The sequence below is a fragment of the Eisenbergiella porci genome (genome assembly GCF_009696275.1).
Taxonomy (GTDB): domain Bacteria; phylum Bacillota; class Clostridia; order Lachnospirales; family Lachnospiraceae; genus Eisenbergiella; species Eisenbergiella porci.
Genome location: NZ_VUMI01000017.1, coordinates 66,239 through 88,251, shown reverse-complemented (window position 1 = coordinate 88,251; position 22,013 = coordinate 66,239). Strand labels below are relative to the sequence as shown.

At 51.6% G+C, this 22,013-nt stretch carries 30 protein-coding genes; all 30 read left to right on the top strand.

The genetic code is table 11. The annotated features are described in order from the left end of the window. Window positions 1-2 precede the first annotated feature (2 nt). Complete coding sequence (locus FYJ45_RS12335; protein ID WP_154464814.1) at window positions 3-908, top strand: hypothetical protein; 906 nt, start codon at window positions 3-5, stop codon at window positions 906-908. Between the two features lie 342 nt (window positions 909-1,250). After that, the gene (locus tag FYJ45_RS12330; RefSeq protein WP_154464813.1) at window positions 1,251-1,733 is read left to right on the top strand and encodes a ribbon-helix-helix domain-containing protein; all 483 of its coding nucleotides are present in this window, start codon (window positions 1,251-1,253) and stop codon (window positions 1,731-1,733) included. Further along, window positions 1,714-2,949 (top strand): MobP3 family relaxase, encoded by a 1,236-nt coding sequence (gene mobP3, locus FYJ45_RS12325; protein ID WP_321170227.1) that lies wholly within the window; start codon window positions 1,714-1,716, stop codon window positions 2,947-2,949. The genes FYJ45_RS12330 and mobP3 overlap by 20 nt, the downstream gene beginning before the upstream one ends. 197 nt (window positions 2,950-3,146) lie before the next feature. Further along, window positions 3,147-3,497, top strand: a complete 351-nt coding sequence (locus tag FYJ45_RS12320; RefSeq protein WP_058963980.1) for a hypothetical protein — start codon at window positions 3,147-3,149, stop codon at window positions 3,495-3,497. Further along, window positions 3,487-4,170, top strand: coding sequence for a hypothetical protein (locus FYJ45_RS12315; RefSeq protein ID WP_055180676.1), 684 nt, complete (start codon window positions 3,487-3,489; stop codon window positions 4,168-4,170). Before FYJ45_RS12320 ends, FYJ45_RS12315 begins: the two co-directional genes overlap by 11 nt. Window positions 4,171-4,175: 5 nt before the next feature. After that, entirely contained in the window at window positions 4,176-4,460 is a 285-nt protein-coding gene (locus FYJ45_RS12310) for an aldo-keto reductase family protein (RefSeq protein WP_006354118.1), read from the top strand. Beyond that, window positions 4,453-4,821 carry a hypothetical protein gene (locus FYJ45_RS12305; RefSeq protein WP_154464811.1) on the top strand — a complete coding sequence of 123 codons (369 nt, stop codon included), beginning with the start codon at window positions 4,453-4,455 and terminating at the stop codon, window positions 4,819-4,821. The genes FYJ45_RS12310 and FYJ45_RS12305 overlap by 8 nt, the downstream gene beginning before the upstream one ends. Before the next feature lie 9 nt (window positions 4,822-4,830). Further along, window positions 4,831-5,445 (top strand): hypothetical protein, encoded by a 615-nt coding sequence (locus FYJ45_RS12300; protein ID WP_087415531.1) that lies wholly within the window; start codon window positions 4,831-4,833, stop codon window positions 5,443-5,445. Between the two features lie 110 nt (window positions 5,446-5,555). Beyond that, window positions 5,556-6,605, top strand: a complete 1,050-nt coding sequence (locus tag FYJ45_RS12295) for a DUF7768 domain-containing protein (protein WP_268890936.1) — start codon at window positions 5,556-5,558, stop codon at window positions 6,603-6,605. Beyond that, entirely contained in the window at window positions 6,602-7,066 is a 465-nt protein-coding gene (locus tag FYJ45_RS12290; RefSeq protein WP_154464809.1) for a TRAG family protein, read from the top strand. Before FYJ45_RS12295 ends, FYJ45_RS12290 begins: the two co-directional genes overlap by 4 nt. Continuing rightward, window positions 7,063-8,628, top strand: a complete 1,566-nt coding sequence (locus FYJ45_RS12285; RefSeq protein ID WP_154464808.1) for a VirD4-like conjugal transfer protein, CD1115 family — start codon at window positions 7,063-7,065, stop codon at window positions 8,626-8,628. Before FYJ45_RS12290 ends, FYJ45_RS12285 begins: the two co-directional genes overlap by 4 nt. Window positions 8,629-8,645: 17 nt before the next feature. After that, entirely contained in the window at window positions 8,646-9,008 is a 363-nt protein-coding gene (locus tag FYJ45_RS12280; RefSeq protein WP_154464807.1) for an Mbov_0395 family pilin-like conjugal transfer protein, read from the top strand. Between the two features lie 77 nt (window positions 9,009-9,085). Next, window positions 9,086-9,349 carry a DUF6133 family protein gene (locus tag FYJ45_RS12275; protein WP_154464806.1) on the top strand — a complete coding sequence of 88 codons (264 nt, stop codon included), beginning with the start codon at window positions 9,086-9,088 and terminating at the stop codon, window positions 9,347-9,349. A 57-nt stretch (window positions 9,350-9,406) separates the two neighbouring features. Continuing rightward, window positions 9,407-9,685: a SpoVG family protein gene (locus tag FYJ45_RS12270; protein ID WP_154464805.1), complete on the top strand. Its 279-nt coding sequence runs from the start codon at window positions 9,407-9,409 to the stop codon at window positions 9,683-9,685. A 70-nt stretch (window positions 9,686-9,755) separates the two neighbouring features. After that, window positions 9,756-10,592, top strand: coding sequence for a conjugal transfer protein TrbL family protein (locus FYJ45_RS12265; protein WP_154464804.1), 837 nt, complete (start codon window positions 9,756-9,758; stop codon window positions 10,590-10,592). A 20-nt stretch (window positions 10,593-10,612) separates the two neighbouring features. Then, entirely contained in the window at window positions 10,613-10,813 is a 201-nt protein-coding gene (locus FYJ45_RS12260; protein WP_334296510.1) for a mercury transporter, read from the top strand. Between the two features lie 12 nt (window positions 10,814-10,825). Next, window positions 10,826-11,149: a hypothetical protein gene (locus FYJ45_RS12255; protein ID WP_154464802.1), complete on the top strand. Its 324-nt coding sequence runs from the start codon at window positions 10,826-10,828 to the stop codon at window positions 11,147-11,149. Then, complete coding sequence (locus tag FYJ45_RS12250) at window positions 11,149-11,631, top strand: DUF3849 domain-containing protein (RefSeq protein WP_154464801.1); 483 nt, start codon at window positions 11,149-11,151, stop codon at window positions 11,629-11,631. Before FYJ45_RS12255 ends, FYJ45_RS12250 begins: the two co-directional genes overlap by 1 nt. An 8-nt stretch (window positions 11,632-11,639) precedes the next feature. After that, window positions 11,640-13,097 carry a DNA (cytosine-5-)-methyltransferase gene (gene dcm / locus FYJ45_RS12245; protein WP_154464800.1) on the top strand — a complete coding sequence of 486 codons (1,458 nt, stop codon included), beginning with the start codon at window positions 11,640-11,642 and terminating at the stop codon, window positions 13,095-13,097. A 146-nt stretch (window positions 13,098-13,243) separates the two neighbouring features. After that, on the top strand, window positions 13,244-13,927 hold the full coding sequence (locus FYJ45_RS12240) for a DUF3848 domain-containing protein (RefSeq protein ID WP_154464799.1): 684 nt from the start codon (window positions 13,244-13,246) through the stop codon (window positions 13,925-13,927). After that, window positions 13,924-14,370: a prepilin peptidase gene (locus FYJ45_RS12235; protein WP_154464798.1), complete on the top strand. Its 447-nt coding sequence runs from the start codon at window positions 13,924-13,926 to the stop codon at window positions 14,368-14,370. The genes FYJ45_RS12240 and FYJ45_RS12235 overlap by 4 nt, the downstream gene beginning before the upstream one ends. An 18-nt stretch (window positions 14,371-14,388) precedes the next feature. After that, the gene (gene cpaB, locus FYJ45_RS12230; RefSeq protein WP_154464797.1) at window positions 14,389-15,264 is read left to right on the top strand and encodes a Flp pilus assembly protein CpaB; all 876 of its coding nucleotides are present in this window, start codon (window positions 14,389-14,391) and stop codon (window positions 15,262-15,264) included. After that, window positions 15,254-16,009: an AAA family ATPase gene (locus FYJ45_RS12225; protein ID WP_154464796.1), complete on the top strand. Its 756-nt coding sequence runs from the start codon at window positions 15,254-15,256 to the stop codon at window positions 16,007-16,009. Before cpaB ends, FYJ45_RS12225 begins: the two co-directional genes overlap by 11 nt. Beyond that, window positions 15,999-17,375, top strand: coding sequence for a CpaF/VirB11 family protein (locus FYJ45_RS12220; protein WP_154464795.1), 1,377 nt, complete (start codon window positions 15,999-16,001; stop codon window positions 17,373-17,375). The genes FYJ45_RS12225 and FYJ45_RS12220 overlap by 11 nt, the downstream gene beginning before the upstream one ends. Then, a complete protein-coding gene (locus FYJ45_RS12215) occupies window positions 17,372-18,301 on the top strand; it encodes a type II secretion system F family protein (RefSeq protein ID WP_321170226.1) in 930 nt (309 codons plus the stop codon). The genes FYJ45_RS12220 and FYJ45_RS12215 overlap by 4 nt, the downstream gene beginning before the upstream one ends. A gap of 169 nt (window positions 18,302-18,470) precedes the next feature. After that, window positions 18,471-19,619: a Fic family protein gene (locus tag FYJ45_RS12210; protein ID WP_195841795.1), complete on the top strand. Its 1,149-nt coding sequence runs from the start codon at window positions 18,471-18,473 to the stop codon at window positions 19,617-19,619. Then, window positions 19,616-20,116, top strand: coding sequence for an XF1762 family protein (locus FYJ45_RS12205; protein WP_321170225.1), 501 nt, complete (start codon window positions 19,616-19,618; stop codon window positions 20,114-20,116). Before FYJ45_RS12210 ends, FYJ45_RS12205 begins: the two co-directional genes overlap by 4 nt. A gap of 8 nt (window positions 20,117-20,124) precedes the next feature. Next, a complete protein-coding gene (locus tag FYJ45_RS12200) occupies window positions 20,125-20,997 on the top strand; it encodes a type II secretion system F family protein (protein WP_154464793.1) in 873 nt (290 codons plus the stop codon). 16 nt (window positions 20,998-21,013) lie between these two features. Beyond that, window positions 21,014-21,409, top strand: a complete 396-nt coding sequence (locus FYJ45_RS12195) for a DUF4320 family protein (protein ID WP_321170224.1) — start codon at window positions 21,014-21,016, stop codon at window positions 21,407-21,409. Further along, on the top strand, window positions 21,400-21,951 hold the full coding sequence (locus FYJ45_RS12190; RefSeq protein WP_235930777.1) for a hypothetical protein: 552 nt from the start codon (window positions 21,400-21,402) through the stop codon (window positions 21,949-21,951). Before FYJ45_RS12195 ends, FYJ45_RS12190 begins: the two co-directional genes overlap by 10 nt. The last annotated feature ends 62 nt before the right edge of the window (window positions 21,952-22,013 follow it).

Here is a 22,013-nt window from a genome sequence, read left to right as displayed (position 1 = left end):
CATTGACAAAAATAAAAACCTTTGATCTGGGACTCTGGAGCAAGCCGGATGAAAAAGGCTATACAAAACTTATAGGTATGGCTAATGCAAGAGAATCTTTTGAGAAGCTGAAAACACATCTTGAAATCAACGGGCTGCTTCCCGATGAGTATTTTCTGTTTTCCGATGAAAGCAGTGGAGTAGACGGAGAGCTACCGGTGTTTGGTGAAGCTATCTGCATCCCAAACTTTGGGGTCTCTGAGGGAATTTATTTGGATATATGGCTGAAAGGTCAAAACAGGAGCGGCGCGCCATTTTTCGTAAAGTACGCTACGGGAAAAACGCTTGGAGAAACGGCAGACGACTATTATCGAATGTTCCGTATTGCTGCTGAATGTTCCCTTATGCTCAACGGAAGTGGAAGTGTTTATGAGAAAAACAATATAGAGATTTCCCTGACACAGAAAGAGGCCGATGCAGTGGCAGGTGTGGTGGATATGGAACTCTGTGGCCGCCACACTCCTGAGTATGAGGCGCTTTTATCGTCGGCGCTTGAGAAAATCGACCGGATCGCCTTTTCCCAAGCCCACATCATCACCTGCCACGGGAAAGATGATTACTCCCTCTGGTCTGCGGAGATCCCCAAGGATATGCTGCACTCCATCCTGCACGAAGCCTGCGAACGGGTTGGAACCCTGGATGAACTGATGGGTGCAATGAACCCGGAGGGCGGGTATGAAATGCGGCTGTTCATTCAGACACCGGGACGGCAGTTTGCGTTCTACCGTATCCCTGAACGGCTCTCCAATCTGGAGGACTACGCCAATGAGGGCTGCTCTGTCCGAGGAACAAAGGACGAAATCATGGCGGAGATTTTTACCGAGTGGGCGCCCGCCCAAGAAGATCTGGAAGATGACTTTGAACTGTGACAGCCCGCACTTTTCTTTTCATCTGTACCTGCCCGCCCCCCTGCGGGGGCGCCCCGCAACCGGAATCCGCAGGCCACGCCCTGCGGTTCTCGGTTAAGGCAGGAATAGCCGTCATACCTGACGGCGGGCTGACAGCTTGAAAGCAGTGCTTTCAACGGGTTTTTGAGGATTTCAAAGGGTATGATTTTTTGATTTTGGTGTGATTTTTGTCATACCGCACTTTGTATCCGTTCTACCCACCGATTCTAACCATCCTCTGCGTTAGAATGGTTAGAATGTGAAAAGCATTTTGTCAGAGCGCCGGATGAACCGGCGCCTTTTCTGCTGGAAGGGAGGATTGATTTGAAGGAATCGCCCATAAAAACAGAGCGCAAGACGCTCCATCTGCCGAAGGATACCATTCGGGCGCTCAATAAACTGGCGGCCAGGAACGGGACGGACTTTTCCAAAGAAGTGCGCAGGGCGATTGACGAATATCTGGATTTGGAAACTACCGCCGAAAATATTGACATGATAAACGGGGTCATCCGGCAGGAACTCAGCGGGCAGCTCAAAGCCCTGGGAAATCGGTTGGCCGGACTGATAAACCGCCTGACGATCATATCGGCGGCGGGTTACTATGCCAACATCGCCATTATCGCAGACCTTATTGACCAAGACCGTTATTCGTCTTTTGAAAAAATTGAGTCGGCGGCTCGAAAGCGGGCATTGGCGTTTGCCAATCAGAAGAACGCGGATGCGCTGCGTACTTTCATGGATGACGAAGAAATGCGGAAAGCCATCCATGCTGTGCAAGGAGGTTCCCGTGTCGATTCTGATTTATAAGCAGCGCCACCGGCACCCCAACTATCAGAAAACGCCAAAATGCAACTATGCACATATCGGCTACATTGCAACTCGACCCGGCGCCGTGAAGAATGAAGGAATGCGCCACGGACTGTTCGGTAAACTGGAGCCGGGGGCGATCAAAGAGTTTGATACCTGGCAGGAAGCCGCCCGATTGGTTCGGGAGTTGTCCTATCGCCGTGTCAATATGTATCGCGGGATCATTTCCTTTTCGCCGGAAACAGCAGCCGAATTGGGGCTGTCCAATCATAAGACGTGGGAGGACTATATCGACCGCCACATTTTGACCCTGGCAAAGTTCAATGGAATCCGGGTGCAGGATTTGCAATGGGTGGCTGCCCACCATAACGAAAAGGGTCATCCCCACATCCATGTGGTGTTCTGGAATAAAAATCAGCGAACAATGGTCCCCTTTGTCCATCCAAGCATCCCGGATAAAATCCGTAAGCAGCTCATTCGGGATACCTTTGCCGAGCGCATCAAGGCATATTGCGAGGACAAACAGCAGGCCAAGGAACACCTGTCGGCCATCACAGACGAAATGATCGACGAGTTTGAGAAGTATATGGAACAGCTTCACCCGCAGGAATATCGCCGCCTGCGGGAAGCGTTTGGGCGAATCACGGATGATGAACTGGGGACTTCCCCTTTGGACAGCGTTGTTGGTGCAATGAAGATTGCCCCCTTTCTCTCACGCCTGTTCGCGCTGAAGGAGAAAATGCCGAAAAAGGGACGGCTGTATTACAAATTGCTGCCAGAGGATGTGAAGGTCGAAGTGGATGCCTTTGTTGCCTTCCTGAAAGAAAACAACGAGTACATCCGCAATCTGGTTCAGGACTATGTGGAGAGCAAAACCCGCCTTGCCATGCTCTATGACACCGACCCGACCCACATCAAAGAACAGCAGGAAAAGGCTGTGGCAGAGGCCGATAAGCTGATCGCCAATAAAATTCTCGATGTGATCCGCACCATGCTGTGCAAAGACCGTGAGGTCCAGTCTTTTGAATATACAGAGGCCCGGAAAGCCTACTTCACCGAACAGATGATTTGCGAAATTTTAATAGCGCTGGAGCAGGCTGCTATGAGTTTTGACATGGAATACGACGACCGGCAAAAGGCGATGAGTACAGATTTGTCAAAAGCAGCCCGAAAAGAGTGGTATCTGCGACATAAGGACAAGGGATTGGAACCATAGTAATCCGCAGCTAAAGACAATTTTAAGTAGTTTTGCGGTTTGTAACCGCAAAACTGATGAAGGTTTATCGGAAAAAGTCCCTTGAAAAAATTGATATTGCCATACAGAAAGCAGTCCTGCGGGGCTGCTTTTTCTGTTTTCAAATGATTTTGAAAAGCAAAAAGTGACCGGCCACCCGGTTCCAGAAAGGAGAAAGGATGATAGAAGCGAACACTTCCTATAAGCAAAATGGTGTGCCGGTGTCGATTCCGAGCGGTTCGTATGGCATTGCCCCTCTGACGGTTCACCAATATGAATACCCCAAAGGACACCCCTGCCATAACTGCCCTTATACCCTGCGCACCTCTGTCCCGTCCTGTATGTTCCCTGAACGAAGGGACGGCGGCTGTCTATGGTACGATCTGAAAAAACAGCGGCGCCCTCCGCTGCCTGCGGTTTACCCCAAAAATCAGGCGGCGGCAGAGCGCATTTTTGCTTTCGTTGAAGTTCTCAAAGATGTAATGAAGCGAAAAGGTTATCAGGAAAGGAGGAAACCGATTGCGAAGTAAAACCGATTTTTACAGGCTGTTCTTTGAACAGCTTGCCCGGCGCGGCTTTGATGTGAAGCGGTCCCAATCTTCCGATTACATCGCTGATATTTATTTCAAGAACCAGCTTGTGGCCTATTTCTCCAAAGCCGATACGGTGATCCAGAACCCCTTTGTCACAGTCAAGGACAAACTCATTCGCCTTATCAACGATACGGCCCAGGACACAGCGAATAAAGCAGGTATCTGCCGCGACTGTCCTTATACTGACGCCAATGAGAAACTTCCCAATGGCTCTTATAAGCTGGCAGAATACAATGGCGTGACTCTCGCCTGCAAAGAACATCATCTGTTTGGCTATGTGTTCTCCACCTACCGCACCGCCCCGGATTCCGGCGAAATGATGGCCCGCCAGATTTTTTACAACAAGGAATTTGCAGGACAGGATTTCGCCAAACGGAGCGGTTTGGTGGATGAACGTGCGCTGTTCACCGAAGAAGAACTCCGGGTCCTTCATGCGGGCTTGGTTAAGATGAGCATACTCGATCAGGATGTTTCCAACGAGGCCCGTGAATCTGTGGAACGGATTCTTGACAAAATCGAGGACATTATCCCGGAGCTGCGGGAGCAGGAAATGGAGTTTGACTTTGATATGGAGTTCGGCCAGCAGGAAGAAATGGAGATTGGAGGATAGCAAGAATGAGCAGCAAGAGAAATCAGACCATCGCTATCGCCCGTTTCCTGATGTATAAACACGGGCTGAACCAGCAGCTTGAGGGCATGACGGATGAAGAATACCTGGCGCATCCCATTGGCTTGGATGTGGGGCAATATGTAGCTGACCTGATGAAATACTGCCCGGAGCATATCGTCGATCAGGTCATGGAACATCAGGATGCTCTTTTGCGGCGCCTTGGTACGGATTACCTCACCGTCATAGCCTATATGCCTTATGAGGAAGATGGAGGGACAAAGTATGCGTGATGGACGCCCGAATCCTGATATTTGGGGAAACATCATCACCTGCGGGGAGATCGCCGTGGGCATTTACGAGATCGTCGGCACAAAGAAACGTGGGCTGGAAGTGCCAAAGGCCCTTGCCGAAGAAATCCTGCCGGAATCTGTAATGGAACAGGCTGCACAGGACGGTGAGAACCTTTGTTTTACCGATCCGGTTTCCAACGCCATCGTTGCGGACGCCCTGCTGGAACAGGAACTTGTTACTGATCCGCAGGCAGCGGCCCGTCTGGACGCAATCCGGCAGCTTGATGATGTGACCTATGATACGACCTTTGAACCGCCTGTTTCAGACTATGAGCTGGACGGACTGGACTTGGAAAGATAGGAGTTTACAATGAAAATCCTGGATTTCGACCTGGAAGGAAGTCACTTCATCATCGAAGCAGACATTTCGCCGCGCCAAGAGGCGGATGATGATATGGAGTGTCAATGGCTCCGGTACGACTTTGATAACACGCAGGTTTATAAGGAAACGGATGGCGCTGTTTCGCCGTTCCAAATTACGGCTGTTGCCTGGGCTGGCTATCAACTGACTGCCGATCATGCGTTGAAAGATGTGATCGGACGCATTTCCCGCAATGAAACCGGCAAACTGACCGTTCATTATGTTTGTCCAGAGCTTCAAGAGTTTTTCGATGAACTCAAAAAATATCCGGCTATCAGCGGGGAACGAACGATTCCGTACTTCATTTTTCACGGCGGCGATATTGCAAAACTGGCGTATGCGACCAATGAGTTTCTGTATTACGAGGACAGTAACTATATGCCGCTGATGTTCCGTACTGTTGACGGAACTCTTGTTTCCGACAATGAATTTGCCGATATGGGGCTGTATGAATCCGAGGAAAATGTCGAGAACGGCACAGAACACATTTTGCCGTTCACAGATTACGGTTCCGATGTGGAAAGCGCCTGTGATTTAGAGGACGAGGAAGATCTGGAAATTTGAAACTCAGAGGTTAGTGGGCTATGTTCCGTGACCGGTGGGCAGTTTTCATCGACTTTTGCACCGTCCATCTGTTGGGTGGATGGGCTTAATTTGGAAAGGTAGGTGTTATTTTGAGGCTGGTCTATATTTCTTCCCCTCTGAGGGGAGATATGGAAAAGAACAAGGAAAAGGCAAAGGACTACTGTGCTTATGCGGCATCCTGCGGCGTGATTCCCTTGGCGCCGCACACGATTTTCACGCAATATCTGAATGACGCAGTGCCGGAGCAGCGGGAACAGGGTCTGCGAATGGGTCACGAACTGCTGGAACGCTGCGATGAACTCTGGGTTATGGGCGACACCATCTCTCAGGGAATGAAGGACGAAATTGGCCTGGCTACTTTTCTGCAACTCCCGATTCTCTATGTATCCGATGATATGGTGAAGAATCAGAAAATGATCCGCCAGTCGGATCGCCCTCTGGACATCAATGACTGCATCCCCGATAGTAGCCGGTACAACTACGAAAATCAATTTCTGGTTCTCAAACCTGGGGTGAGCAGCAAGGGCAAGGACATGACTGCCGACGACTCCATCTGGTATGCCCGTAACGGTTTTGGATGTATTTATGGAGCCAGAGGTCAGGCCGTGTATGCAGAAAGCCTGTTGACCGGCAAATACATTCATTGGGAACGACATGACTTCTGTGGCATCGTCAAGCCGGAAAGTTTGAAAGAATGGCTTCTGGATAAGCCGGTCAGGAATGAGGCTGCCGAAGAACTCACCAAGTTTGTCACCCCTGAACTTATCAGCGCAGCCAAGCAAAACCATACTGCTTGCGGCTATCCTTTTCTTATCGGGTATGCCCCTGCGGAGGGCGGTCTGCATGAAGCGTTCTGCCTGGACCCCGATCCGGTCAATCTTGCATCTTTTATTGTGAAGATGGGGAAAGAGCGCGGCGACCTGATGATATGTACTCCGTTGGATACCCCGTTTTTGAACACCTTCGGGACATTCATTGACCGCTGCGAGGATCAGGACTTTTTGCAAAAGCATCTATTGCCGGTTCTGATTCCCATGCAGATGGGCGAAACGGAGCCGCAGGCAATCAAGCTGACCGAGGATCAAGACAATGAAGCGTTTCTGGATGATTTTGCTGTTGAGGATGATATGGAATTATGAAAACAAAGCCGAAATTGATGGTTTGTGCGCTGATCTTCGTTTCCGGCGCGATTCTCAACCTGTTTTTCTCAACAGCGGTTCACGGTCTGCTGACAAGAGAGATCACCCGCCTTTCACTTCTCCCCATCGGTGATTGCCTTGCCAGCCTATTTTCCAACCGCCAGCACATGATGTTGTATCTGTGTCTGCAAGGGTTTGTAAGTGTGTTGGCGGTTATGTTCTTCCTGACCAACATGAGGCCGTATGAATCAGACCTGGACACGATCACCCCGGAGATTCAGACCCCCAGAGCCGTAGGGCAATACCAGCATGGTTCGGCCCGCTGGATGACAGAATCCGAGAAGAATAAGGCATTTGACAGCTACACGCTTGACCCGCACAACCCAACGATCCGGCAGCTTTTGGATACCGGATACGATGGTTTGGATTTTCTCAAAAAAGATAAGGAGGCGACAAATTGAAACTGAACCTACATCCCAAAGGCATTCCCAAGCGGGAGCCTTTGGACGCGGCCGCTCCGCTGAAAAGGGGCGGCATTGTAATTGGCATGAAAAAGGAGGGCGATCAGGAAAAAATCTATTTTGTCGGTGAGGACTGCCATCTGCTCTGCGTCGGCGCCACTCGCTCCGGCAAATCAAGGTGTCTGGTTTTGGAAAGCATCTGCCTTTTGGGGCTTGCGGGAGAATCCATCTTCTGCTCGGACCCCAAGGCCGAACTGTTCCAATACACATCGGAATTTTTGAAAAAGCTGGGCTATGAGGTGCTGGTGCTGGATTTTAAGAATCCAGCCAAAAGTATGCGCTACAATCTGCTCCAGCCCGTCATTGACGCCATCAACGAGGGCGACACCGACCGGGCGGAAATGCTGGCCTGGGACTTGACCAACAATCTGGTGGGCAAGCCGGAGGGTGAGAAAATTTGGACGAACGGTGAATGCTCCATCATTGCGGCCGCCATCCTCTGTGTGGTGTGCGACAACCAGAAGCGGCCGGAATTTCAGAACATGACCAATGTGTACTGGTTCATTTCGGAGATGTGCCGCACCATTGGGAACAAAATGCCCCTGCTGGAGTATGTCAAGAAACTGGCCCCGTCCCACCCGGCGCGGGCGCTCCTGTCCATTTCCGATGTGGCGCCGTCCCGCACCAGAGGCAGCTTTTACACTTCTGCCCTGACCACCCTGCGGCTGTTCACCTCGAAGTCCATCTACGCCATCACCCATACCAGCGATTTTACCCTGACCGATATGGGCAGCAAAAAGCAGGCGTTGTTTGTGATCCTGCCGGACGAGAAAACCACCTTTTATCCCATTGCTTCTCTGATTGTATCACAGCAATATGAGCTGTTGGCAGAGGCGGCAGACCGGCGCGGCGGGCGTTTGGAACGACGGGTGAATTTTGTGCTGGATGAGTTTGGAAACTTTACTCCAATCAGCGACATGACCAACAAACTGACCGTAGCGGCGGGCCGTGGGATGCGGTACGCGCTGTTTGTGCAGGGCTTTGACCAACTGAAAGAAAAGTACAGCGACAACATCGCCAACATCATCAAGGGCAACTGTCAGGTGTGGGCGTACCTGCAAAGCGACGACCCGGAAACGCTGCGGGAAATGTCCGACAAGCTGGGCAGCTACACCACATCCAGTTATCAGCTTTCAGCCAGCAATGGCAAGTTCACAACCCCGTCCAGTTCCCAGAGCGTGAGCCTGACCGAGAGGAAGCTGCTCAATACGGATGAAGTCCGGCGCGTCAAGCGTCCCCATCAGATCATCACCAGCCGGGAGCATCCCGCTATGATGTATGCGCCCGACCTTTCTCAGTGGATGTTCAACAAGATGTTGGGGTTGGGCGATATGGAGCATAATCGAAAACTGCGGGAGGAACGGGAGCAGAAGCGGCCAGTTATCACCGACACGAAGCAGGAAATCGCTTTGTGGAACATCTGGATTTACTACCAGAAGGACATCATGCGCCGCCTTGCACAGCAAAAGAACGCTATGGGCGGCGGTTCTGATGATGAATAACTTATAGGAGGTCTTGCATGAAAGAGAAAATCAACCAGACGGCAGGCAGGCTGAAACAGTCTGTCCGGGCAGCAGGTGTTGGAATCTCCACACTTGCCGTCTCTTTTTTTATGTCCGCACCGGCTCATGCTGCCGGTGTGCAGGAAAGCCAGATCGTCAAGGGAACCGAGCAGCTGGTCGGTGATGTGACAACCTGGCTGATGGTGCTGGCGCCGGTTGTGGCCGGTCTGCTTATCATCTACTTCTGCATCCGGCGCGGCATGGCCGATGAGATGGATCAGAAAAAGTGGAACAACCGCATTGTGGTGGCGGTGGTGTCCTGCATCGGCGCCGTACTCGGTTCCGCCACCCTGAACCTGATTCTCGGCTACTACCAGTAAGCAGGGATACATCCCGTAGTACAGGCGATTTCCGCGCCTTGCTAAATACACTATTTTCTTTACAGGAGGAAAAAATTATGGCGAACTTTATTCGTAACACGCAGATCAAGGCGATGACTTCTATTTGGACCGCCAAGCAGAAGGCTCATGAGCTGGCTGACCGCACGGCGGCGGCGCTGACTGACCGTACCGGTCAGGGAACACTCGATACAGCTGTTACCGTGCTGATTTCCATCGTTCTTGGTGCCCTGATTCTGGGCGGTCTGTACCTGATCGTGGATGACACCGTGCTGCCCACCATCACCCAGCGCATCAAGGATATGTTCAACTACGGCGGCTGATCGGAAGCAGCGGCGAGGCGATAAGCCCCGCCCATATTTTTAACAGGAGGTTTTTCAATGGAGTTCAAAGCAGAAATCAAAAAGACTTTTACCGGTCCCGACAAACTGCGGGCGGTGTGCAGCGTGGTTCTGGACGATTGCTTTCTGGTGAAGAATGTGCGGGTCGTCGAGGGCGAAAAGGGGCTGTTTGTGTCCCTGCCCAGCCGCCGCAATGTCAAGGGCGAATGGGTGGAGCATTGCTTCCCTATGACGAAGGAGCTGCGGGAGAAGCTGTCCGCTGCTGTGCTGGAAGCGTATGAGGCCGCCGTACAAAACGAGGAACCCGCAGTTTCCTGATGGTATTTCATATTCCAATCCATGATGGGGGCGGCTCAATGCCGCCCCCCGGAAAGGAGGTGGCCGCTGATTGGAATATATTCTGGTACTGCTGATCGTTGCTCTGCTCAACGGCGCCATCGCCTACATTGATGGACTGATGGAGGGGATCATCCCTCTTACCCTGTATGCCGAGCAGTATATGTCCACATTGGCGGGAGTCGATTTATTTCAGGCTCTGTTTGATATTGTGTTTGGCTTCGGTGTGTCCCTGATCGTGCTGAAATTCCTGAAAAAAGGCTTTGAAACCTATGTGCTGTGGTCGGATGGGGATGCCGACGAGGAACCCATTGCTATTCTCACGAATTTCTTTAAGGCGATGGCCGTAGCGATCTGCTTTCCTACCATGTATGGCTGGATGGCAGATGTTGTGGAGGATATGAGCAACAAAATGTTGGAGGCCATTGGCCTTGCCACCGCTTACGATTGGGCGGGCTGGGTATCCGGGATTTCCACGATGGGACTGGTCACGGCGATTTTCGGGCTGGTATTTGTCATCGTGTACTTTATCCTCTATTTCCAGTTTCTCATGCGGGGGCTGGAAATCCTGATTCTTCGGGTGGGGATGCCGCTGGCCTGCGTCGGGCTGATCGACAATGACAAAGGCGTGTTCAAGCCTTACATGAGCAAGTTTTTTCAGTCTGCACTTTCCGTAATCATTCAGATTGCGCTTGCCAAGCTGGGCGTTGGCCTGATGATGAATATGCACATTTTCTGGGGCGTGGCCTGCATGATTCTGGCGGTGCGGACGCCGAAGTTCCTTCAGGACTTCATTATCACAACCGGAGGCGGTGGCGGCGGCGCCATTGTCAATAACGCATACCATTCTGTGCGGCTGGTGCAGATGGTCAAGGGAATGGGAAAGTGAGGTGATGGCCGTTGGTGACGATGGACGATATTTCAAATGCCATCATCCTGCTTGTGCGCGTTGGCGCGGCAGCCCGTTTCATCTACTGCATGGTGCGGTTGACCGCAGCCGAGGAACAGGCGGCGCAGTATAAAAAGCGCGCCCGCAACACGGTGATCTTCTATATCATTGCGGAATCCATCTGGCAGATCAAAGACCTGATTCTGTACTACTATTCCTAATGGGAGGTGCAAATGGAAGAAGATTTGAAACTCTACATCCCGCTGGGCGTGAAGCCGGAGGCCGAACTGTTTACCGGTTTTGGGAAAAAACAGCTTTTTCAATCCATTGTGGGGTCTCTGGTGATGGGAGGCATAGCGGCGCTGGCCTGGCTCTTTACCGGGAATGTGACAACCACCGTTATCCTTGTTCTGGCCGGTATCTTTGGCTCTGTGATGATGACGACCAAAGACCAAAGCAATTTGTCCGTGGTGGATCAGGTGCAAAACCTGGTCCGATTTTTGCGCGGGCAGAAAATTTACCCGTATCGCTACGGGGATGAATGGGGGCTTGAGTGATGTACGCAACCATTCCAGTTTACTACCCCTCGCTGGAAGAAGCCGACCGAAAGGATGAAGCGGCTCTCTGGTGTGACAGCTACAACATCAATCTGTCCTGCCGCAACTTCATTCAGGATAAGGCCATGACTGCCTTTAATATCCGTGAACTGGACGCCTTTATCGAAGAATTGGTGCGCTGTTATGGAACAGAACGGGCGATGTATGTGCTGTCCCGCACCATCCAGTTTTCCGATTGGGACGCACGGTTCGATCAGGCCGTGCTTGACCGGGCAGACAAAACGGATTTCCCCGACACAAGAGAGCCGAGGAAAGCGTATCAGGTAGACCCGACCACCCGATATGTCACGGAGGTTGATCCGTGCGTTGTAAACGCCGTCTTTGTTAAGCTGATGGAGCTTGAGGACGAACAGGAAGAACCCAATTACATGGATGAGATCGAGCAGGATGGGCTTGACGAGGATATGACGGCAGAACTGTGAGGCTGCCGATGGAACAGATGACATTTCTGGATTTCTTCGCAGGCATCGGCGGTTTCCGCAAGGGCTTTGAGCTATGCGGGATGCGCTGTGTGGGGCATTGTGAGATTGATAAGTATGCCGACCGCAGTTACAGAGCCATTCACGATGTAAAGGAGGATGAATGGTATGCAGCCGACATCACAAAAGTCGCCCCCGCAGATCTCCCCAGAGCAGACCTGTGGGCAGGAGGATTTCCGTGTCAGGATATTTCGGTCGCTGGCCGCCAGCGAGGGCTTGACGGAGCAAGAAGTGGACTCTTTTTTACACTTGCTGAACTCGTCAAAGGCCAAAGTCCTGAAAATCGACCCACATGGATTGTCCTTGAAAATGTTAAGAATCTCCTATCCATTCATGGAGGATGGGACTTTGCGACCGTTCTCGATACGCTGGCCTCACTCGGCTATTATATCGAATACGGATTGCTCAATACAAAGTATTTCGGCCCCCCTCAAAATCGAGAGCGAGTGTTTATTGTCGCTTGCCGACATCCTGGAGCCGGACGCAGACCCCAAATATTTCCTGTCCCCGCAGGCAGTGGCAAAGCTCTTATCCAACTCATAGGCGGGATGCAGGGACAACGTGTTTATGATCCAGCAGGTGTCAGTGTGACCATGGCCGCACAGTCTGGTGGCTGGGGCGGAAAGACTGGGCTGTATTTCGTTGACCTCTGCAATGGCAATCCCAAGCTGACCGATCACGCCCGCTGTATCAAGGCCAAGTATAACTGCGGAATAACCAACCGTGGCGGTGATAACTCCGGAGTTTTGGTATCTCCCGCAGGGATAGACAAGGATGCGGTTCTGTCCTTTGTGGACATTTGCACTGGAAAGGCGAAACTCACCAGAGAAGCCCGCTGCATCCTCTCCGCCTATAACCGCACCATCAGTAATTGGGGTGGCAGCTCCGGGGTGTTCTATGGCTGCCGTGCTGTCGTGACCCCAGATCGGGCAGAAAAACGGCAAAACGGACGGAGAATCAAAAACTGCGGGGAACCGTCTTTCACCGTTACAGCGCAGGATCGGCATGGAGTGCTATTTCAAGACTGCAATGAGTGTCCCTATGGTATGCACATTCGGGAAGCCACCAAGCAGGGCTATGCGGTTGCCCGCTGCGGGGACAGCATCAACCTATCCTTCCCGGAGAGCAAGACGCGGCGCGGACGGGTCGGTAAAAGCATTGCCACGACGCTGGAAACCTCTTGCAATCAAGGCACAGCTTTTGCCGGGTGCGGCCTGATCCGCAGGCTGACGCCCCGTGAGTGCTGGCGGCTGCAAGGCTTTACGGACGAAATGTTTGATAAGGCACAGGCGGTCAACAGCGACAATCAGTTATACCGGCAAGCTGGTAATTCCGTGACGGTTCCTGTGATCTACGCCATTGGGAAACAAATCCTTGCCGCACAGAAGGCATTGGAACATGGAGTGTAAATACGATGTTTCGTAAAAATTGGAACCCATGGCCCATTTTCGTCGGCATGGCGGTCGCAATGACCGCCATCGCCGTATTCTATCGACAAATGATGTGATGGAGGTGATTTGTACTGGACACTGACGCATTAAAAGAAAAGCTGGGAATGGAAATCCATCGTTTTGCCCGGCCACCAGAGGAACTTTCTTCCGGCGATCCGTATTTTGAGCAGCTTCAGGCCATGCTTGCAATCCGGGATGAATTGGCGAATATTCCGCTGTGTGATATTCAGCGGGATATGCTGCTTTCGATGGAAAATGTATTGGAATCGGCATGGTCCTTCCGTAACACCCCTGTCCCGGACCGCTGCATGAACCCGAACAATATCAGCGAAGTGGTGTATTACTTCCTTCAGGACAAAGGCGCTGAGTACCGGGGTGACCTGCTCTATGCGCGGGCCAAAGCGGAATTTGACGCCCGAATGGAAGAACTCGCCGCCCTGCCGCCCAAAGAAATTCTTGACCACGCTTATGAGAAAATTGTCAAGGAAGAGTTTCTTTGCCATCTGAAGAATGGGCTGAATGAGTGGGAAATAGATGTTCTGTTGTCTTACCAGCAGCCTTTGGCAGCGCTCTACACAGAATGGATGGAAATTGATTACTCTTATCTGGATTTAGAGCAAATCTACGATACAGCTAAACAAGTGGCGGGAAAACGACTAAATGAACTTCGCCGCCATGAGTTTGATGTCAATGGCGAGCCACCTGCGGAACTGCGGTATTTCTATGATTTGCATGGCGAGGAATTGGACAACCCGGATTTGGAGTGGATCGGTGATATGGAACTATGAATCCTCTGATCGTAAAGGGGGTAGTATTTGGACTTTTGTTGGCAACTGCCGCACTTTGGGATATAAAAGAACGAGAGATTCCCAATCTAATTCCGGCCATGATTTTCGCTTGTGGCTTGATAGAACTGCGCCCCGCCGCTTCTGTGGCGGGGCTTCTTGTTACGGGAGGTCCTTACCTGCTGGCCGCATTGCTGACACATGGAAAAGCCCTTTCCATTGGCGGTGGGGACATTAAACTGATGGGGGCTTGCGGCTTTGTTCTGGGCGTGTGGCCTGGTCTGCTACACAGCATTTTATCTCTGATCCTGGCCGTGCTGACGGGGATAGCGCTGTTTGGAATACGCAGGCAGGACTTTTCTTCCATCCGGCTGCCACTTGCCCCATTCTTCTGCATTGGCGGCGTAACTGCTTATTGGCTGGCGGCTGCGGCCGCTGTAATCTGAACAAATGGAGGTATCAACTTGAACAAGAATATTTTCAGAAACCGGACGATTATCGGTGCGGTTTGTATCCTGCTGGCCGTCCTGGTTTGCTTTGGCATCACGCCCCTTTTCAATGCGGGTTTGAAGGCCCAGACCGAAGCGGTACGGGTGAAAGCCGAGGTGATTCCCCGTGGCACATATATTACAGCAGATATGGTGGAGGTCTACACCAGAGGCGCGTCCGGTATGTCTGACGCCATTGCCACATCACTTGACGAGGTAGTAGGCCGATATACCGATGTGGAACTTCGTAAAAATACAGATGTAAACACCAGCTGGCTTTCTTCTGACCCGCTGACGCAGTACGAATACTTGACCCGCCTGGACGGTTCCAAAGTGGCGATCTCCGTTACTATTCCCACTTTTGCCAAAGGTGGTTCCGGCAAGGTGGAAGCGGGCGACATTATCATGCTCTTTGCAACCGATAAAGATACCAAAGAAACTACACAACCCCCGGAACTCAAGTATGTAGAGGTCCTGGCTGTAACCCAGAGTTCCGGCGCCGACAAGGAATATCAGGCGCCCCAGAATGACAAGGAAGAAAACCCTGAAGAATCTCTTCCGTCCACTATTACTCTGCTGGTAAACACCGAACAGGCACAGCTCCTTGCGCATTTGGAGGAATCCAACAGTCTGCACCTGGCATTTGTGTACCGTGGAACCCGTGAGAACGCAGAGAAGTTCCTGGCAGCTCAGGATCAGTTCTTTGTGGAGCCGGAGGAAGATGCCGCAGCTCAGGATGGCAAACAGGGTGAGATATCCGATAACAACAATGCGGCCGACAGCACCGGTGATCATGCGGCCGGCAATAAACCCGCAGAGGAACAGGAGGTTGAGCATACCGATGGCGAATAAGCAAAAACAGATGCTTGCCGTGTGGGGCAGCCCTGGGGGTGGGAAAACCGTAACTGCGGTCAAACTGGCCCTGGAATTGTCCAAGCGGAAGAAAAATGTGGTGCTGGTGTTTACCGATGTGACGGTGCCCACGCTTCCGGCTGTGGTCAGCGAAAAGAAACTGCCGGATGTGTCCGTGGGTGAACTGCTGGCGGCTCCCGGAATGACACAGGAACAGGTCCTCAAGACCTGCGTTCCCTGTGAGAAAAACCCCTATATCAGCTTTTTGGGCTACAAGTCCGGTGAAAATGTCTTTACCCATGCGGAGTACAGCAAGGAAAAGGCGGTGGATATGCTGGTCCTGCTGCGGCACATCGCAGACTATGTGATTGTGGACTGCACCAGCCTTTTGACCGGCAATGTGCTGGCGACCACTGCGCTGGAGGTGGCGGATGATGTGCTGCGGGTGTGCAGCTGTGACCTGAAGGCCATCTCCTACTTCTCGTCCTATCTTCCGCTTGTCGCAGACAGAAAGTTCAAGCCGGAACAGCACATCAAGGCGCTGTCCAACACGCGCCCTTATCAGGGCGGCAGCGAATATGAGAACTCCTTTGGCGGTGTGAAATACCGGCTGCCGTATCTTCCCTCGCTGGAGGAACAGGCGGCGACGCTGAAGCTGCTGGAACCGCTTTCCGGTAAAGAGGCCAAGACCTATGAGCCGGTCATTGCCGCCATTGCCGGGGAGGTGTTCGGAGATGGTAAGTAATATTGACCTGTTCTTCAATACCAGCAGGAACAAGCGGACATTTCCCGAAGTGCTGGCAGAGATTCAGGAATATCTCGCCAGTAAGTATTCGACCCTGATTACCGATAACCCGGAGGAACAGCACCAGCAGATCACCGCATACATTGCAAAATATCTCAACGATTACAGTCTGGGCGTTGAGGGTATGAGCCATGAGGAACTGATTGCCAAACTCTATACGGAAATGGCCGAGTTCTCCTTTCTGACGCCCTATCTTTTCGCAAATGATGTGGAGGAAATTAACATCAATTCGTGGAAAGATGTAAAAATCACCTATGCGGATGGGCGTGTGGTTCCCACCAAAGAGCGGTTCCAGACCCCCCAGCACGCTGTTGATGTAATCCGCAGACTCCTTCATAAGTCCGGCATGATCCTGGATAACAGCCAGCCGGGTGTGGTGGGCCATCTCTCCAATAAAATCCGTATCACAGTCCTGGGGAATCCGCTCACAGACAAAGAAAAGGGCGTAGCTGCATCCATTCGTATCGTGAATCCCAAGAAGCTGAGCCGGGATGATTTCATTGGCTACGGGACAGCCACCGCCGAAATGCTGGACTTTCTGGCCGAAGTTCTCCGGTTTGGTTTGTCCATCTGTGTGACTGGTTCCACCGGCAGCGGTAAAACCACGCTGATGAGCTGGATTCTCTCCACCATTCCCAACGAAAAGAGAATCTTCACCATTGAAAACGGGTGCCGCGAATTTGACCTTGTGAAAGAGGATGCCGAAGGAAATGTCATCAACAATGTAGTCCATACCGTTACCCGTTTTTCTGACGATCCCAAGCAGAACTACGATCAGGAGCGCCTGTTGGAGTTTGCCCTGACCTGTAACCCGGACATTGTGTGTGTCGGTGAGATGAAATCGGCCGAGGCATTCGCCGCACAGGAGGCGGCCCGCACCGGCCACGCAGTTATCACCACCACCCATGCCAATAGCTGCAAAGCAACCTATTACCGTATGGTGACGCTGTGTACCCAGAAATACGACATGGGCGATAAAACCCTGTATAACCTGGTGACGGAAGCGTTTCCCATCGTTCTGTTTGTAAAGAAGCTGGAGGACAACAGCCGCCGTGTCATGGAGATCACCGAATGTGAGATTCTGGAGGACGGCACCCGGCAGCTCCACACCCTCTACCGCTATCATGTGTCGGAAACCTCTATCCAAGATGGCAAGGTAAAGGTGCATGGCGAGTTTCAAAAGGTATCCACGATCTCGGCCAGCCTGCAAAAGCGGCTTTTGGAAAACGGTATGCCGCCCCGTCTGCTGGAGCGTATCGCTGGTGGCGGTGTAAAACTGGATACTGGAAAGGAGGAAACTGCGTGATTCTATTGATTTTGCTGGCCTTTGCCGGGATGCTGACGGGTATCTTCCTCATTTTAGGTATGACGCCCTTTACCTTTGCGGAGGAACTGACCAAGCCGCTTTCTGGGCGGCGACAGCCGATTTCCAAGCGAATCCAGCAGGTCAACCACCCCAAAGAGCCGAAGGGCATCCGTAAAACCGTGCTGGAAGCACGGGAGATGCTGATCCTCACCGGAAAGGGTGGAAAGTTTGCCGCCGTCTGTGCCTTTTCGCTGTTCCTGGCGGCAATGGGCGCTGTGATCTGTATTGTGATTCAGAACTACTTTATGCTGCCGGTTTTGGCGGCCGGGATGGGCCTGCTCCCGTTCTGGTATGTCCTGTTCACCTCTCACAGCTATAAAAAGCTGATGAACAACGAGATTGAAACCGGACTGTCTATCATCACAAGTTCCTATCTGCGCAGCGAAAGCATGATAACCGCTGTGGAAGAAAACATTCACTATCTGAACCCACCTGTGGCAGATGTGTTCCGGGGCTTCTTGGCCGAAACCAATATGATAAGCACCGATGTGAAACAGGCGCTCTCCAACATGAAGCCCAAGCTGGACAATTATGTGTTTCGGGAATGGGTGGATGCCGCAATCGCCTGTCAGGACGATAAGAGCCTGAAAAGCACGCTCACCCCGATCATCGGGAAACTCTCGGATATGCGGATTGTTGCGGCGGAACTGGACTATTTGCTTTATGAGCCTTTCAAGGAATTTATCACAATGGCGTTCCTGCTCATTGGCAACATCCCATTGTTATACTTCCTGAACAAAGACTGGTACGATGTGCTTGTAAATACGGGCTTTGGCAAAGGGATTCTGGCGGTGTGTCTGCTGGTGCTGCTGATCTCGTTTGCGGCGGTGATTCGGCTCACCAAGCCTGTGGAATACAAACGATAAGTGGAAATATCCATCGTGAAACCCAGCCAGAAAACTCCGTTAGTCGCATTTTGCGGAAATATGAAGTAACCTGTATTTCTGTTTTTATTGATTAGTGGAAATAAAAGTGGTATAATAAGCATTAAAATTTCCACTTGTGATTTTGAAAATGCGAAGGGAGTTGAAGGTTTTGGAAAATCGAGCAGGCTATTTCAAGTCAAATCTGTCCGGCGAGATGGCCTATCAATCATTTGTCCCAGCTCCGCTGCCACCTGCACCGCCCGTTGATTTAGGAAATGAGGGCTTAACAATTTTAATACAGGCAAACCGGCAGCTTGCACTTTTGGAGGGACTTGCCGCCCGTATTCCAAATATGGACTTATTTGTTTCCATGTATGTGCGGAAAGAAGCGCTTTTGTCCTCGCAGATTGAAGGTACACAGGCGACACTTGATGATGTACTTGACCCGCTTCTGGACGAAAATGCCAATCGGAATGTGGCGGATGTTATCAACTACATTAAGGCAAGCGAATTTGCCATAAAGCGCCTTCAGGGACTTCCTCTGTGTAACCGTTTGATAAAGGAAACCCATGCGGTACTGATGGAAGGTGTCAGGGGACAAGAAAAAAATCCCGGTGAGTTCCGATTCTCTCAGAACTGGATTGGCGGTCAGGGAAGCACACTGAAAAACGCAAGATATATTCCACCCAATCCAGAGGATATGAATGAAGCCATCTCAGACTTGGAGAAATACATGAACTCGGAGGATAGTTTGGACCCTCTGGTTCGTGCAGCACTGATTCACTATCAGTTTGAAACCATCCATCCCTTTTTGGACGGAAATGGGCGTGTGGGACGGCTTCTGATCACGCTATTTCTGATGGAAAAGAAGATTTTGACGACTCCAGCGCTGTATATCTCTTACTTCCTAAAACGGAACCGCATCGAATACTATGACCGCATGACAGAGGTTCGTCGGAAAGGAAACTATGAGCAATGGATTAACTTCTTTTTGCAGGCAGTCATGGAATCGGCGGAGGATGCCATCCACACAATCGACCAACTGACAGCCTTGCATGATAAAAATATGGTGCTGCTCATGGACGGTGTGGCAAAACGGCAGGCTGATACATTAAAAAGACTGTTTGCTTATTTAGAGGCCAATCCAATCATTGAAATCAAAAAAACCTCTCATGCTTTAGATGTGGCTTACAATACAGTTGCAAGAGCCGTGGCCGTTCTGGAGGGAAAAGGAATCCTGAAACAAAGTGAACAGGCTGGAAAAACACGCATTTACGCATACTCTGAATACTTGGATATTTTAAGAAAAGACACTTGACCCAAAACGCTCACCATCTGGTGGGCGTTTTTTATTGGGAGGCGAATGCTACGAAGATTATTTCGATCACTTTGCGAGAAGCAAACGCTTTTATTGAAAAGCACCACCGCCACAACGGTCGTGTGCAGGGCTGTAAATTCTGCGTAGCTGTCGCAGACGATCTGGACGCCGTTCATGGAGTTGCGATTGTGGGGCGCCCCGTTGCCCGCCGACTGGATGATGGGAAAACAGCGGAAGTGACCCGGCTTTGCACCGATGGTATTGACAACGGGTGCAGCTTCCTTTACAGCCGGTGCGCCCGGATTGCGAAGCTGATGGGCTATCAGAAAATCATCACCTACACCCTGGCAACCGAAAACGGAGCCAGCCTGCGGGCTTCCGGCTGGCAATGTGCGCCGGGACTGCGAGGCGGCGGGAACTGGAATGTGCCGGGGCGCCCCAGAGCCGACAGCCGCAACACCGGCCCCAAACGGCTCTATTACAAAGAATTGAGGTGACGCGAGTTTTGTATCTCATTTTACTATGCTTTGGGACGCTCTTTGTCCTGGGAGCGTTCTTTTTATTGGCCGGGCTGCTCCGGCTGCCGACTTCCGCAAGCACAAAGGCGGTTCTGACCGTAACGAGCCGTGGGAAGTCACAGAAAGGCAGCATCAACGCTGTCCTGTTCGATATGGCGGCGCGGCTTTCGCCACTGGTACATCTGGACAACTATAAGCGGAAGAAGCTGGAGGCGCAGTTGAAATCCGCTGAAATTAAAATGTCCCCGGAAACCTATATTGCGGCGGCCTGGGTAAAGGCTGGGCTGATTGCTCTGCTGATTATCCCGGCTCTTCTGATTTTCCCGATCCTTGCGCCGGTCATTGTGTTTCTGGCGGTGGCAGTTTACTTCAAAGAACAGAAACGAGCGGACGAGATCGTTCAGCAGCGCCGGGAAGAAATCGAAGCCGAGCTGCCCAGATTTGTAAACACCATTGAACAGGAACTCAGGGCATCCCGTGATGTGCTGAACATCCTGAAATCCTACCAGAGAAATGCCGGTCATGCCATGAAGCGGGAACTGGAAATCACGATTGCGGATATGGCATCCGGCAACGAGGAAAACGCACTCACCCGCATGGAGAGCCGGATTGGAAGTACCATGCTGTCCGATGTGGTGCGCGGCTTGATCTCGGTCAAGCGCGGCGATAACGGTATCATGTATTTCCAGATGCTTTCTATGACCTTCAAGCAGTTGGAACTTCAAAAACTGAAACTGGAGGCCATGAAGCAGCCGGGGAAAATGCGCAAGTATTCCTTCATGCTGCTGGGCTGTTTCCTGCTGATGTATCTGGGTGTTCTGGGCTATGTGGTGCTGGAAGCCTTTGGCGACCTGTTCTAAAGGAGGTGGTGAAAGCGTGAAACGACTTCTGAAGGACAAACGGGGCGAGGGTTTTGTAGATGTGTGTGTCCTGGTCCTGGCGATTGCAATGGTTCTGGCTTTGGTGGTCCGCATTGCGCCGGTGTTCGTGGCAAAGCAAAACCTTGATGTTTTTGCGGACGAATTGGTTCGGACTGCGGAAATCAATGGGCAGGTTGGCTCTGCTACAAACGCAAAAGCGGCGGATTTGCGGGAGCAAACCGGACTTGACCCCAATATCTCATGGAGCAACACCGGAAAAATCCAGCTCGGCAACGAGGTGGAAGTGACCCTCACAACCACCGTCAATATCGGACTGTTCGGTGAGTTTGCATCCTTTCCTGTCACTCTGACAGCAAAGGCCAGTGGGACTTCGGAGGTGTATTGGAAGTGAAGAAGATTCGAGAAGTCCTGAAAAGCAAATCCGGGCAAGGCGTACCGATGATTTTGGCTGTTGTCCTCTGCTGCCTGATTCTGGTCTGTGTGACCTTTGAGTATATGCGCTTGATGATCGTTGCACAGGGGGTGCGCGATTCCGTCCAGTCCGCCATTGTAGATGCAGTCACCGAGAATTGGGATGAAGCCTATGCCGGTTTGCGTGAGGGTTACTCCGGTGGCTACCAGCTTGCCGGTTCGTCCTGGTCACAGAATGTTACCAGCGGCAATGTGTACGCCCGCTTGCAAGATGTTTTGGGCATTGAATACGAGGGCGGGCAGTATGTAAAGTACAGCGGCGAGAATTTGGAGTATCGACTGTACGACCTGCAACTGGATGTAGAAAATGCTCCGCTGGCCCCGTCTGTGCCGGATGGCATTACGCAGCTCAATGTCACAGGAACGATCACCGTTGATGTGCCGCTTTCCTTTGGGTTCGGGCATCTGCCCCCCATGCAGATCACCATGAAACTCAACGCCAAATATGTTCCCAGGTTTTAATTTTGTGTATTTCGCCCTGCCGCTTTTCCATAGCGCAAAAAAATATTTGGCAGGAATCACAC